This window comes from Oceanobacillus sp. NCCP-135 (assembly GCF_059698015.1).
This window is the reverse complement of record NZ_BAAKSZ010000018.1, coordinates 45,375-60,508: the sequence shown is the minus strand read 5'-3', so window position 1 is coordinate 60,508 and position 15,134 is coordinate 45,375. Positions and strand designations below refer to the sequence as shown.

General features: G+C 40.1%; 11 protein-coding genes. All 11 read left to right on the top strand.

All coding sequences use genetic code 11. The annotated features are described in order from the left end of the window. Positions 1-402 precede the first annotated feature (402 nt). The 11 genes from rpoB to rplW all read left to right on the top strand — a co-directional run bounded on the left by rpoB (position 403) and on the right by rplW (position 15,126). The gene (gene rpoB / locus AC6HVZ_RS13255; protein ID WP_497558647.1) at positions 403-3,939 is read left to right on the top strand and encodes a DNA-directed RNA polymerase subunit beta; all 3,537 of its coding nucleotides are present in this window, start codon (positions 403-405) and stop codon (positions 3,937-3,939) included. Positions 3,940-4,040: 101 nt separating this feature from the next. After that, a complete protein-coding gene (gene rpoC, locus AC6HVZ_RS13250; protein WP_497558646.1) occupies positions 4,041-7,652 on the top strand; it encodes a DNA-directed RNA polymerase subunit beta' in 3,612 nt (1,203 codons plus the stop codon). A gap of 183 nt (positions 7,653-7,835) precedes the next feature. Beyond that, the gene (locus AC6HVZ_RS13245) at positions 7,836-8,087 is read left to right on the top strand and encodes a 50S ribosomal protein L7ae-like protein (RefSeq protein ID WP_497558645.1); all 252 of its coding nucleotides are present in this window, start codon (positions 7,836-7,838) and stop codon (positions 8,085-8,087) included. Positions 8,088-8,241: 154 nt separating this feature from the next. Beyond that, positions 8,242-8,658, top strand: coding sequence for a 30S ribosomal protein S12 (gene rpsL / locus AC6HVZ_RS13240; protein WP_497558644.1), 417 nt, complete (start codon positions 8,242-8,244; stop codon positions 8,656-8,658). Between the two features lie 70 nt (positions 8,659-8,728). Then, positions 8,729-9,199 (top strand): 30S ribosomal protein S7, encoded by a 471-nt coding sequence (gene rpsG, locus AC6HVZ_RS13235; RefSeq protein ID WP_497558643.1) that lies wholly within the window; start codon positions 8,729-8,731, stop codon positions 9,197-9,199. A gap of 42 nt (positions 9,200-9,241) precedes the next feature. Beyond that, complete coding sequence (gene fusA / locus AC6HVZ_RS13230) at positions 9,242-11,320, top strand: elongation factor G (protein ID WP_497558642.1); 2,079 nt, start codon at positions 9,242-9,244, stop codon at positions 11,318-11,320. Between the two features lie 123 nt (positions 11,321-11,443). After that, positions 11,444-12,634 (top strand): elongation factor Tu, encoded by a 1,191-nt coding sequence (tuf, locus tag AC6HVZ_RS13225; protein ID WP_497558641.1) that lies wholly within the window; start codon positions 11,444-11,446, stop codon positions 12,632-12,634. Positions 12,635-13,215: 581 nt separating this feature from the next. Beyond that, positions 13,216-13,524 (top strand): 30S ribosomal protein S10, encoded by a 309-nt coding sequence (gene rpsJ / locus AC6HVZ_RS13220; protein WP_497558640.1) that lies wholly within the window; start codon positions 13,216-13,218, stop codon positions 13,522-13,524. 32 nt (positions 13,525-13,556) lie between these two features. Continuing rightward, positions 13,557-14,189 (top strand): 50S ribosomal protein L3, encoded by a 633-nt coding sequence (rplC, locus tag AC6HVZ_RS13215; RefSeq protein ID WP_497558639.1) that lies wholly within the window; start codon positions 13,557-13,559, stop codon positions 14,187-14,189. A 26-nt stretch (positions 14,190-14,215) separates the two neighbouring features. Next, positions 14,216-14,839, top strand: coding sequence for a 50S ribosomal protein L4 (rplD, locus tag AC6HVZ_RS13210; RefSeq protein WP_497558638.1), 624 nt, complete (start codon positions 14,216-14,218; stop codon positions 14,837-14,839). Beyond that, the gene (gene rplW, locus AC6HVZ_RS13205) at positions 14,839-15,126 is read left to right on the top strand and encodes a 50S ribosomal protein L23 (RefSeq protein ID WP_497558637.1); all 288 of its coding nucleotides are present in this window, start codon (positions 14,839-14,841) and stop codon (positions 15,124-15,126) included. The genes rplD and rplW overlap by 1 nt, the downstream gene beginning before the upstream one ends. Positions 15,127-15,134: the final 8 nt, after the last annotated feature.

Sequence of the window (15,134 nt, the reverse complement as noted above, 5' to 3'; positions counted from 1 at the left end):
GGTAAATGCTAACATGGGGATTGTTCTGTCAAGCAGAATAATCATGTAAAATAAAATGTATATTTCATTGGTGATCGGAGACAATGATAAAATCGAGAAAATTTAACGGTGAGGTTTTTTTGGAAAAAGCCTTTTTTCTATTTTATTTTATTTCTAAAGTTGGGAAAATGAATAGTTTATAACCAATGAAATTTGTACTCTTCTTAACCTATTTAGGAAAGCTTGTGATAACTCCGAGATCGCAGGTTTGTTCCGAATGTCTAAGAGAACGTAAGGTATTCGAATTTGTAGGATACGAAAAACAAAAGCTGCAATTATTATTCAGCAATGTTTTTCTAAACATAATAACCATTTTAAGTAGAATAATTCTACGAAAAATGCTTGATTTAAGGGGTGAAGCAGTTGACAGGTCAACTAGTTCAGTATGGACGGCACCGCCAACGCAGGAGCTATGCGCGTATCAGTGAAGTTTTAGAGTTGCCAAATTTAATCGAAATTCAAACAGCTTCTTATCAATGGTTTTTAGAAGAAGGTTTGAGGGAAATGTTTCAGGATATTTCTCCGATTGAAGATTTTACAGGAAACCTATCACTAGAATTTATAGATTATAGTTTAAGTGAGCCAAAGTATCCTGTTGATGAATCGAAGGAAAGAGATGTAACATTTAATGCTCCACTTCGTGTGAAGGTTCGTTTGATCAACAATGAAACAGGTGAAGTTAAAGAGCAGGAAGTATTCATGGGTGATTTCCCGCTTATGACAGATACGGGGACGTTTGTAATTAATGGAGCAGAACGAGTTATCGTGTCGCAGCTCGTGCGTTCACCGAGTGTCTACTTTCATGAAAAAATGGATAAAAACGGAAAAAGGGGCGTTGCTGCCACTGTTATACCCAACCGCGGAGCATGGTTGGAATTTGAAACAGATGCAAAAGATGTCGTTTATGTCCGGATAGATCGAACACGTAAACTTCCTATTACCGTGCTTTTACGTGCGCTTGGATTTGGTACAGATCAGGAAATCATTGATCTTCTAGGGGATAATGAGTACCTTAAGAATACACTTGAAAAAGACAACACAGAAACTACTGAAAAGGCATTGCTTGAAATCTATGAACGCCTTCGTCCAGGAGAACCACCGACTGTTGATAACGCAAGAAGCTTATTGGTATCTCGCTTTTTTGATCCAAAACGCTATGACCTTGCGCATGTTGGTCGTTATAAAATGAATAAGAAATTGCACATTAAAAATCGTCTGTTTAATCAAGTTTTAGCTGAAACAATTGTTGATCGGGAGACTGGTGAAGTTTTAGCAGAGAAAGGCGATAAGTTAGAGCGTAAAATATTAAATAAACTTCTTCCTTACTTAGAGAAGGAAGAAGAAAAACTTGGTGAGAAAGTAATTAAGCTGCATGATGGTGTGCTTGATGATGATATTGTGCTGCAATCGATTAAAATTGTAGACCCTACTGATCCTAGTGGAGAGAGGGAACTCCATATTATTGGAAATGGAAATGTGGATACTTCAATAAAAAATATAACACCAGCTGATATTTTATCATCAATCAGTTATTTCTTTAATTTATTACATCGAGTCGGAGATACGGATGATATTGATCACCTTGGAAATCGCCGACTCCGTTCTGTCGGAGAACTATTGCAAAATCAATTCCGTATTGGATTGTCACGCATGGAACGTGTTGTGCGTGAGAGAATGTCCATTCAGGATACATCCAGTGTTACACCACAACAGCTAATTAATATACGACCAGTGATAGCTTCAATCAAAGAGTTCTTCGGAAGCTCTCAGTTATCACAGTTTATGGATCAAACAAATCCTTTGGCAGAACTAACGCATAAGCGCCGATTATCTGCATTAGGACCAGGTGGTTTAACGCGTGAACGTGCAGGCTTTGAAGTTCGAGATGTTCACTACTCACACTATGGTCGTATGTGTCCAATTGAAACACCTGAAGGACCGAATATCGGATTGATTAACTCGCTATCCAGCTATGCAAAGGTAAACAAGTTCGGTTTTGTTGAAACACCATATCGAAGGGTCGATCCGGATACTGGTAAAGTAACTGCACAAATTGATTATTTAACCGCAGATGAACAAGATAATTATGTTGTCGCACAGGCTAATGCTCACTTGAATGATGACGGTACATTTACTAATCATGAAGTAATCGCACGTTTTCGCGAGGAAAACGTAATCGTACCTCGTGATCAAATTGACTATATGGACGTATCGCCAAAGCAGGTTGTATCTGCTGCTACCGCATGTATTCCTTTCTTAGAAAATGATGACTCCAACCGGGCATTGATGGGAGCAAATATGCAACGTCAAGCAGTACCATTGATTAATCCGGAAGCACCTATTGTTGGTACGGGAATGGAGTATGTTAATGGGAAAGACTCCGGTGCTGCAATGATCTGTCGAAATTCAGGAGTTATAGAGCGTGTTGAAGCAAAAGAAATTATCGTTCGTCGCATCTCTGAAGTAGATGGTAAAGAAGTACAAGGTGATGTAGATCGCTATAAATTACAAAAGTTTATTCGCTCAAATCAGGGGACCTGTTATAACCAGCGACCAATCGTGAGTGAGGGTGATCGTGTAACCAAAGGCGAAATTCTTGCCGATGGACCTTCGATGGAAGATGGAGAGCTTGCGCTAGGTCGAAATGCTCTTGTTGGTTTCATGACATGGGAAGGCTACAACTATGAAGATGCTATCATCATGAGTGAAAGACTGGTAAAGGAAGATGTATACACTTCAATTCACATTGAAGAGTATGAATCAGAAGCTCGTGATACTAAACTTGGACCTGAAGAAATTACAAGAGATATTCCAAATGTTGGAGAAGAGGCACTGAAGGATCTCGATGAACATGGAATTATCCGTGTGGGTGCAGAAGTCACTGATGGTGATATCCTGGTTGGTAAAGTAACGCCAAAAGGGGTAACGGAACTATCTGCTGAAGAGCGTCTGCTCCATGCTATTTTTGGTGAAAAGGCTCGGGAAGTTCGTGATACTTCTCTACGTGTGCCGCATGGTGCGGGAGGAATTGTCTTAGATGTTAAGATTTTTAACCGTGAAGATGGTGATGAGCTACCACCAGGAGTTAACCAGCTAGTCCGTGCTTATATCGTACAAAAACGTAAAATTCATGAAGGGGATAAAATGGCAGGGCGTCATGGTAATAAAGGGGTAATATCCAGGATCTTACCAGAAGAAGACATGCCGTTTTTACCTGATGGTACACCAATCGATGTTATGCTTAACCCATTAGGTGTTCCGTCACGAATGAATATTGGTCAAGTATTTGAATTACACTTAGGAATGGCTGCCAGGCAGCTTGGACTTTACGTTGCATCACCTGTATTTGATGGTGCAAGTGAACAAGATGTTTGGGATACCTTGGAAGAAGCGGGAATGCCACGAGATGCAAAAACGGTTCTGTATGATGGAAGAACTGGAGAACCATTTGATAATCGTGTGTCTGTTGGTGTCATGTACATGATTAAACTCGCCCATATGGTCGATGATAAATTACACGCTCGTTCCACTGGTCCTTACTCACTGGTTACACAACAGCCACTTGGTGGTAAAGCCCAGTTTGGTGGTCAGCGATTTGGGGAAATGGAAGTTTGGGCACTGGAAGCATACGGTGCTGCATATACACTCCAGGAAATTTTGACTGTTAAATCAGATGATGTTATTGGCCGGGTGAAAACGTATGAGTCAATTGTTAAAGGTGATAATGTACCAGAGCCTGGTGTGCCAGAGTCATTTAAGGTACTGATCAAAGAACTGCAAAGTCTTGGAATGGATGTTAAGATGCTTACCAGTGACGAAGAGGAAATTGATATGCGTGAACTGGAAGAGGAAGAAACAGAACAAGCAAGCAAGCTTAACTTGGAAGTGGAAGAAAATTAATAATGAAGGTTGACCTATTAACAGGTCAACCTCCAGCTTTATATTTACAACTCAGGTTGTAAGCTTAAGGGAAATCGGACATTAAAAGGGAGGTTGGCCCCTTGCTAGATGTAAATAACTTTGAGTATATGAAAATAGGTTTAGCTTCATCAGAGAAGATTCGCTCTTGGTCATACGGCGAGGTAAAAAAACCAGAAACAATTAATTATCGTACATTAAAACCTGAGAAAGACGGGTTGTTTTGCGAACGTATCTTCGGGCCGCAAAAAGATTGGGAATGTCATTGCGGGAAGTACAAGCGTGTAAGGTATAAAGGTGTCGTCTGTGATCGATGTGGGGTAGAAGTAACGAAATCTAAAGTTCGCCGTGAACGGATGGGGCATATTGAGTTGGCGGCTCCAGTATCACATATTTGGTATTTTAAAGGAATTCCGAGCCGGATGGGTTTAGTGCTGGACATGTCTCCACGAGCGTTGGAAGAGGTTATCTACTTTGCTGCGTATATCGTCACAGACTCAGGAAATACACCATTAGAGAAAAAACAACTTTTATCAGAGAAGGAATACCGGGCTTATTATGATAAGTATGGAAAATCTTTCAAAGCACAAATGGGAGCTGAAGCAATTCGCAAGCTTCTTCAGGATATTGATCTTGAAAAGGAAGTTGATACTTTAAGAGAAGAACTGAAAACAGCTCAAGGACAACGTAGAACCCGTGCAATCAAGCGTTTAGAAGTATTGGAGTCATTCCGTCATTCAGGAAATGATGCTTCTTGGATGGTACTTGATGTATTACCTGTCATTCCACCCGAAATTAGACCGATGGTACAGCTTGATGGTGGACGTTTTGCTACATCTGATTTAAATGATCTCTATCGTCGTGTGATTAACCGAAATAACCGTCTGAAGCGCCTATTGGATCTTGGAGCACCTAGCATTATCGTGCAAAATGAAAAACGTATGCTTCAAGAAGCGGTAGATGCATTAATTGATAATGGTCGTCGTGGTAGACCAGTTACAGGTCCTGGGAACAGACCATTGAAGTCTCTTTCCCATATGTTGAAAGGGAAACAAGGTCGTTTCCGTCAAAACTTGTTAGGTAAACGTGTGGATTACTCTGGTCGTTCTGTTATCGTCGTTGGACCTCATTTGAAAATGTATCAATGTGGTTTGCCGAAAGAAATGGCGCTGGAGTTATTCAAGCCATTTATTATGAAAGAGCTAGTAGCTAAAGGTCTTGCACATAATATAAAATCAGCTAAACGTAAAATCGAGCGTGTTCATCCAGATGTTTGGGATGTATTGGAAGAAGTAATTAAAGAACATCCTGTACTGTTAAATCGTGCACCGACATTGCATCGATTAGGAATTCAAGCTTTTGAACCAACACTTGTTGAAGGTCGTGCTATTCGCTTGCACCCATTAGTATGTACAGCTTATAACGCTGACTTTGATGGAGACCAAATGGCTGTGCATGTTCCTTTATCAGCAGAAGCTCAAGCTGAAGCAAGAATCCTTATGCTGGCAGCACAAAACATTTTGAATCCGAAAGATGGTAAACCAGTTGTAACTCCATCACAGGATATGGTATTAGGAAATTATTACCTAACATTGGAACGTGAAGCTGCTGTGGGTGAGGGAACTGTATTTAAAGATCTTAATGAAGCCTTAATCTCTTATCAAAATGGATATGTACACTTACACACAAGAGTAGCAGTGCATGCTGCCGGTTTAAATAATAAAACATTTACAGAAGAACAACAAAATCAATTGTTGATAACAACAGTAGGTAAGCTGATCTTTAATGAGATCTTGCCGGATTCATTCCCATATATCAATGAACCTACAAAACACAATTTAGAGGTTGAAACCCCTGGAATGTATTTTGTAGAAGGTGGAACGAATATTAAAGAAGAAATTAAAAAGCGTGAAATTATTAAGCCATATAAAAAGGGCTTCCTGGGTGATATTATTGCGGAAGTGTTTAAACGCTTTAAAGTCTCCGAAACATCGATAATGCTGGATCGAATGAAAGATCTTGGTTTCAACTATTCCACAAGAGCAGGTATGACTGTTGGTATATCAGATATCGTTGTATTAGCTGAAAAAGAACAGATACTTGATGAAGCTCAAGTGAAAGTTGATAAAGTATCCAAACAGTTCCGTCGTGGTTTAATTACGGATGAGGAGCGCTATGATAGGGTAATTGCTATCTGGTCACAAGCAAAAGATACGATCCAGGATAAACTGATGCATTCATTAAGTGATAGAAATCCTATATTTATGATGAGTGACTCAGGAGCTAGGGGTAATGCATCAAACTTTACGCAGCTTGCAGGTATGCGTGGATTGATGGCCAACCCGGCTGGTAAAATTATCGAACTGCCAATCAAATCAAGTTTCCGTGAAGGATTAACTGTGCTGGAGTACTTTATTTCTACCCATGGTGCACGTAAAGGTCTTGCTGATACCGCACTGAAAACTGCAGATTCTGGTTACTTGACACGTCGTCTGGTAGATGTAGCGCAAGATGTAATTGTACGTGAAGATGATTGTGGAACAGATCGTGGTTTAACAGTCTCTAGTCTAATGGATGGGACGGAAATGATTGAACCTTTAATTGATCGCTTAATTGGTAGAACTACTTTTGTTGCGGTAAACCATCCTGAATCTAATGAAGTAATTGTGGAAAAGGATACACTTATTTCGGAGGATCAGGCAAAACAGATTGTTGAAGCCGGAATTGAAGAAGTAACCATCCGATCCGCATTCACATGTAATACAAAACATGGTGTATGTCTAAAATGCTATGGACGTAACCTCGCAACAGGTGCCGATGTAGAAGTCGGTGAGGCGGTAGGGATTATTGCGGCACAATCTATCGGTGAACCAGGTACACAGTTGACGATGCGTACTTTCCATACAGGTGGAGTTGCCGGTGATGATATTACACAAGGTCTCCCGCGGATTCAGGAGTTGTTTGAAGCTCGTAATCCTAAAGGGCAAGCCGTTATCAGTGAAATCTTTGGTACGATCGATGAAATCAAAGAGGTTAAAGATAAACAAGAAATTATCGTTCAAGGTGAGGTAGAACAGCGAGCATATGCAGTTCCATACAATGCACGTATGAAAGTTTCTGTTGGTGATGAAATAATTGCAGGTCAAGAGCTGACAGAGGGTTCTGTTGATCCGAAAGATTTGCTTCGTGTACAGGGTGTGGACGGAGTTCAAGCTTACCTGTTGCGTGAAGTACAACGCGTATATCGTATGCAAGGTGTTGAAATCGGTGATAAGCACGTTGAAGTAATGGTACGTCAAATGCTGCGCAAGATCCGCGTGATTGACGCTGGAGACACAAATGTTCTTCCAGGTTCATTGCTTGAATTGCATCAGTTTAAAAACGCAAACCATACTGTCTTGAATGAAGGCAAGCAACCTGCGATTGGAAAACCAGTATTGCTGGGGATCACGAAGGCATCCCTAGAAACAGATTCATTCTTATCTGCCGCATCATTCCAGGAAACAACAAGAGTTCTTACAGATGCTGCTATAAAAGGGAAACGTGATGAGCTATTAGGTCTTAAAGAGAATGTTATCATAGGTAAACTTGTGCCGGCTGGTACCGGTATGCAAAGATATCGTAATATAAAAACATCGATAGACGAGCTCGAAGAAGTTATAGAAGAAATAGAAGAAACGGAAACGGTTCAATAAGAAATGCGAAAATGCTGTATTTACTTCAAGGGGGAGCAGGCATTTTAGCAGAATATTATTTTTAAACAAGTAAAATAATCAGAAGCACCTAAAATTTATCATTTTATATTGACATAGAAAAATGGGAATGATAAAATATTCAAGGTGCTTCTGATAAAGCTTGTTGCTTTGGAGGATATGAGGGTGTCTTATGATAAAGTGACTAAGGTTCAATCACAAGTGATAATCGGAACAAAACAAACACTTAAAGCCATGAAAAACGGCGAAATAAGTGAAGTGTTTATTGCTGATGATGCTGATGAGCATATAACACAAAAGGTAGTTAACTTAGCGAATGAACTAGACATACCTTGCAAGCGAGTAGATTCCATGGATAAACTGGGAGCTGCTTGTGGCATTGAGGTTGGTGCATCAACAGTTGCGATAAAACGATAGAGCTTTTGGCGCAATAGTCGTTAAAGCTTTGTTTTTTTACTAAAAGATGAACCACCTGGATGTGTGGTATTACAAATAGCCCTAAATGTTAGGCGGTATCTAGTTTTCATACACTAAACGAAACATATACTTGTAAGAAGGGAGGATAAATTTTATGCCTACAATTAATCAGCTTATACGTAAAGGTCGCGTAAGCAAACCAAAAAAATCAGACTCTCCTGCACTTAACAGAGGGTACAATAGCTTTAAGAAAAAAATCACGAATCAAAACTCACCTCAAAAACGTGGCGTTTGTACTCGTGTTGGTACATTGACACCGAAAAAGCCAAACTCTGCACTTCGTAAATATGCGCGTGTTCGTTTGTCAAATAACATGGAAGTAACAGCCTATATTCCTGGAATTGGACATAATTTACAAGAGCACAGTGTTGTGTTGCTTCGTGGTGGCCGTGTAAAAGACTTGCCTGGTGTGCGTTATCACATAGTTCGTGGAGCGCTTGATACAGCAGGGGTTGAAGGTCGTATGCAAGGTCGTTCTAAATACGGTACTAAAAAACCTAAGAAAAAATAAATGATTGCTTTTAAAATACAAATCACGATCTAACGTATAAAACAACACAGCAAAGAAAGGAGGAGGACATATGCCACGTAAAGGACCAGTACCTAAACGCGATGTCTTGCCAGATCCACTTTATAATTCAAAATTAGTGACTCGTTTAATCAACCAAATCATGATCGATGGTAAACGAGGAAAAGCACAAAAAATTCTTTATAATGCATTTGAACTTGTTGGACAAAGAAGCGGACAAAACGCTATGGAAGTTTTCGAACAAGCTATGAAAAATGTAATGCCAGTACTTGAGGTTCGTGCGAGACGAGTTGGTGGTTCAAACTATCAAGTGCCAATGGAAGTTCGCCCTGAACGTCGTCAAGCACTAGGCTTACGCTATATCGTTAATTACTCACGCCTTCGCGGAGAAAAAACGATGGAAGAACGTCTTGCGAATGAAATTCTGGATGCTTCCAATAACACGGGAGCAGCTGTTAAAAAACGCGAGGAATTGCATAAAATGGCAGAAGCAAATAAAGCATTTGCTCACTATCGTTGGTAAGTTAAAACAATCAAAAGCTTTTAAGAGGAAGGAGAAGAATACATGGCTAGAGAGTTCTCCTTGGAAAAGACGCGTAATATTGGTATTATGGCTCACATTGATGCAGGAAAAACCACTACTACTGAGCGTATTCTTTTCTACACAGGCCGTATTCATAAAATAGGTGAAACACATGAAGGTGCTTCACAGATGGACTGGATGGAGCAGGAACAAGAACGGGGAATCACAATTACTTCCGCCGCAACTACTGCTGCATGGAATGACCATCGTATAAATATTATTGACACACCAGGTCACGTGGACTTCACAGTGGAAGTTGAACGTTCATTACGTGTGCTGGATGGAGCAGTAACTGTTCTTGATGCACAATCAGGTGTTGAACCACAAACGGAAACTGTATGGCGTCAAGCGACAACATATGGTGTACCACGTGTTGTGTTCATTAACAAAATGGATAAAATTGGTGCTGACTTTCTGTACTCAACTGGTACATTGAAAGAACGTTTAGGTGCTAATGCTCATCCGGTTCAGTTGCCAATTGGTGCTGAAGATAATTTTGAAGGAATCATTGACCTGATCAACATGGAAGCACATTTCTATGTAGATGATTTAGGTACAAAAGATGAATCCAGAGAAATCCCTGCAGAATACAAGGATAAGGCTGAAGAATTACGCGCTAGCTTGATCGAGGCTGTATCCGAACTTGATGAAGATCTAATGATGAAATTCCTTGAAGGTGAGGAAATCTCCAACGAAGAATTAACGAGTGCTATTCGTCAAGCAACACTAAATGTTGAACTTTATCCTGTGTTTTGTGGATCAGCATTTAAAAATAAAGGGGTTCAATTATTACTTAATGGTGTAATTGATTACCTACCAGCGCCAACAGATGTTGCTGCGATTGAAGGTATTGTACCAGGTACGGAAGAAAAAGTAACACGTCCGTCAGCGGATGATGCTCCATTCTCAGCACTAGCATTTAAAGTTATGACAGACCCTTACGTTGGAAAATTAACTTTCTTCCGCGTATACTCTGGAACGTTGGATTCCGGTTCATATGTGAAGAACTCTGTTAAAGACAAACGTGAACGCGTTGGACGTATCCTGCAAATGCATGCAAACTCTCGTGAAGAGATCTCGAAAGTATACGCTGGAGAAATTGCAGCAGCTGTAGGTTTGAAAGATACCGGAACAGGGGATACACTATGTGATGAAAAAAACCTTGTAATCTTGGAATCAATGGAATTCCCAGAACCAGTTATTGGTGTAGCTATTGAGCCAAAAACAAAAGCTGACCAGGACAAAATGGGTATTGCTTTAGCCAAGCTGGCTGAAGAGGATCCGACATTTAAAACAGAAACAAACGTAGAAACAGGTCAGACAATCATTTCCGGTATGGGTGAACTTCACCTGGATATCATCGTCGATCGTTTGAAACGTGAATTCAAAGTAGAAGCAAATGTAGGTGCGCCGCAAGTAGCGTATCGTGAAACATTCCGTGCTAGTGCTGAAATTGAAGGTAAATTCGTGCGTCAGTCTGGTGGTCGTGGCCAGTATGGACACGTTTGGGTTAAGTTTGAGCCAAACGAAGAAGGTGCCGGCTTTGAATTTGAAAATAAAGTCGTTGGTGGGGTAGTACCACGTGAATACATTCCTTCTGTTGAAGCTGGAATTAAAGAAGCTACTGAAAATGGTGTGTTAGCTGGCTATCCGCTGATTGACGTAAAAGCAACATTATATGATGGAAGCTACCATGATGTTGACTCGAACGAGATGGCATTTAAAATAGCTGGTTCAATGGCGCTAAAAGCAGCGAAAAATAAATGTAACCCAGTACTTTTGGAACCAATGATGAAGGTTGAAATTGTTATTCCAGAAGAATATATGGGAGATATCATGGGAGATGTAACTTCCCGTCGTGGCCGTGTTGAAGGTATGGAGGCTCGCGGTACTGCACAAGTAGTTAAAGGTTTCGTGCCATTAGCTGAAATGTTTGGTTATGCAACTGCATTACGTTCAAACACCCAAGGACGCGGTGTCTTCACGATGCACTTTGACCACTATGAAGAAGTACCAAAAAGCATCTCTGAAGAAATTATCAAGAAAAATGCTGGTGAATAATTGATTTTTATTCAAATCTAACGTATAACATTTAGTAAAGGCTAAGAAATAATAGACAAGGTTATTTCTTAGCTGCATATAAAACATAAAATTACTTTTATTTATTTAAAGGAGGAACTATAAATGGGTAAAGAAAAATTTGACCGCTCAAAAAGTCACGTAAACGTTGGGACACTTGGCCACGTTGACCATGGTAAAACAACATTAACTGCTGCAATTACAACTGTTATGAACAAAAGAAACGGTTCTGGTACTGCGATGGGGTATGACCAAATTGATGGTGCCCCAGAAGAAAAAGAACGTGGAATTACTATCTCCACTTCCCACGTAGAATATGAAACTGAAACGCGTCACTATGCACACGTTGACTGCCCAGGACACGCTGACTATGTTAAAAATATGATCACTGGTGCTGCGCAAATGGACGGAGCAATCCTAGTAGTATCTGCTGCTGATGGTCCAATGCCACAAACTCGTGAGCATATCCTTCTATCACGCAACGTTGGGGTACCTGCTTTCGTAGTATTCCTTAACAAAACGGATATGGTAGACGATGAAGAACTGCTTGAATTAGTAGAAATGGAAGTTCGTGATCTATTAACTGAATATGACTTCCCTGGTGATGAAGTACCAGTAATCAAAGGTTCTGCTCTTAAAGCACTTGAAGGCGATGCAGAATACGAAGAAAAAATCGTGGAACTAATGGCTGCAGTTGATGAGTACATCCCAACTCCAGAACGCGATAAAGAAAAACCATTTATGATGCCAGTTGAGGATGTATTCTCCATCACTGGTCGTGGTACAGTAGCTACTGGTCGTGTGGAACGTGGTGAAGTTAAAGTAGGGGACGAAGTAGAGATCATTGGTCTTAATGAAGCACCTGGTAAAACAACTGTAACTGGTGTTGAAATGTTCCGTAAGCTTCTTGATTATGCAGAAGCTGGAGATAACATTGGTGCACTACTGCGTGGTGTAGCACGTGAAGATATTAACCGTGGTCAAGTGCTAGCAAAGCCTGGTACAATTACACCACACACAAGCTTCAAAGGTGAAGTTTATGTGTTGTCAAAAGAGGAAGGTGGACGTCACACTCCATTCTTCGCTAATTATCGTCCGCAGTTCTACTTCCGTACAACTGACGTGACTGGTGTTATTGAACTTCCAGAAGGAACTGAAATGGTAATGCCAGGGGATAATGTAGAAATGAAAGTAGAATTAATTTCACCAATTGCAGTTGAAGAAGGAACTCGTTTCTCCATTCGTGAAGGTGGACGTACTGTTGGATCTGGTGTTGTATCAACAATCGATAAATAATAGCGTTTATAAAAAACAGATGGCGTGACGACGCTGTCTGTTTTTTTATTGCTTAAGCAATGATAAAAATCAAGTGCTGTGGATAACTTAGATACCTCAGGCAGCTACGTTCAATGCCCAGTAACCATTTGGTCGGACGAACGTAGTGCAGAGGTATATTGCTTCAACTTGTACGTCGCTAAACGGACGCCCCGCACTTTTGTTCTTTTCGGGCAGATACTATACAAACTGCGAATTAGACCGGACAAACCATAAATGATGCTGGACAATCCACAAATATAACTGAACAAAAGCTGGAATAGGTGAATCGAAAGCACGGAACTCGAACATGCAAAAAAAATACCAGAAACCCTTGCAATTACTGAAAAAAGTAAGTATAATACATAGATGTGCAATCACGTATATCTTTTTTAAAAAAAGATGTTGCACTTACCAGCATTTTTCTATATAATATGAATGTTGGTCAAAAAGGCGATGAAGTGGAAGGTTGTTGGAACACCCGGCCCCTTTGCCATGGCGGGTGCTCAAGAAATTTCTGCGGAGAATGTCTATAAAAATATGGGCGAAAGGGAGGGAAAATAATGGCAAAAGAAAAGATTAGAATCCGTTTAAAAGCATATGATCACCGTATTTTAGATCAATCTGCTGAAAAAATTGTAGCTACTGCGAAACGTTCTGGTGCAAATGTGTCCGGTCCGATTCCATTACCTACTGAAAAATCCGTTTATACTGTATTGCGTGCGGTGCATAAATACAAGGATTCACGTGAGCAATTCGAAATGCGTACACACAAACGCTTGATCGATATTGTTAATCCAACACCACAAACAGTTGATTCATTAATGCGTCTTGACTTACCGTCGGGTGTGGATATTGAAATTAAATTATAAAATAATTGTTTTATTATAGGAGGTGCAAGCGGATGACGAAAGGAATCTTAGGTCGTAAAATCGGCATGACTCAGTTGTTTTCTGAAACTGGAGAATTAATCCCAGTAACTGTTATTCAAGCTGAGCCAAACGTAGTTTTGCAAAAAAGAACATTAGAAAATGATGGCTATGAAGCATTGCAAATCGGTTTTGCAGATGCGAAGGAATCACGTACTAATAAAGCGAGTAAAGGTCATGCTGAAAAAGCGAACACAGCCCCTAAGCGCTACGTTCGTGAAATCCGTTACGCAAATCTTGACGAATATGAAGTTGGTCAAGAAATTAGCGTTGATGTTTTTCAAGCTGGAGACAAAATCGATGTAACTGGAAATTCTAAAGGAAAAGGATTTCAGGGAGCAATCAAGCGGCATAATCAACAACGTGGCCCATCTTCCCATGGATCGCATTTTCACAGAAGTCCTGGTTCAATGGGGATGGCAGCTGATCCAGCAAAAGTATTTAAAGGTAAAAAACTACCAGGACAAATGGGTGCTGAACAAGTAACGATTCAAAACCTTGAAGTTGTTAATGTAGATGTAGAAAAAAATCTACTATTAATTAAAGGCAATGTTCCTGGTGCAAAAAAATCATTCGTAAAAATTACGAGTGCAATAAAGGCTAACTAATCATATACACGAAGGGAGGATATGTCATGCCTAAAGTAGCACTATTAAAACAAGACGGAACTCAAGCTGGAGACGTGGAATTAAATGATTCAGTTTTCGGTATTGAGCCAAACACTCATGTTTTACATGAAGCGGTAGTTATGCAACGTGCGGCAATACGTCAAGGAACGCATGATGTTAAAAACCGTTCCGAAGTACGCGGTGGCGGTCGTAAACCATGGCGCCAAAAAGGAACTGGTCGTGCTCGTCAAGGTTCTATTCGTTCGCCACAATGGGTAGGTGGAGGAACAGTTTTTGGACCAACACCACGCAGCTACAGCTATAAATTACCAAAGAAAGTACGTCGATTAGCACTTAAATCTGCATTATCTTCAAAAGTAAAAGAAGAAAATCTAGTAGTTTTAGAAAGCATTGTAATGGACGTACCGAAAACAAAAGAAGTAATTAATATGCTAAATGCACTTCATGTGGATACAAAAGCGTTAATTGTAACTACTGAGAAAAACGAAACAATCATTCGTTCAACAAACAATCTTCAATCAGTTAAAGTTTTAACTGTAGAGGAAATGAATGTATTAGACTTGCTTTCGCATGACAAGCTGATCATTTTGAAAGACGCAGCTGAAAAAGCAGGGGAGGTGCTTGCATAATGAAAGATCCTCGTGATATTATAAAGCGCCCTGTCATTACAGAGAATTCCGCTGATTTAATGGCAGAGAAAAAATACACGTTTGAAGTATATCCAAAAGCGAATAAAACAGAAATTAAAGACGCTGTTGAATTAGTTTTTGGTGTAAAAGTAGAAAAAGTAAACACAATGAACCTCAAAGGTAAATTCAAGCGAATGGGACGTTATGGTGGATACCGTTCGGATCGCAAAAAGGCTATCGTTCAGCTTTCAGAAGATAGTAAAGAACTGGATATCTTTGAAGGCTAAGAAAAAAG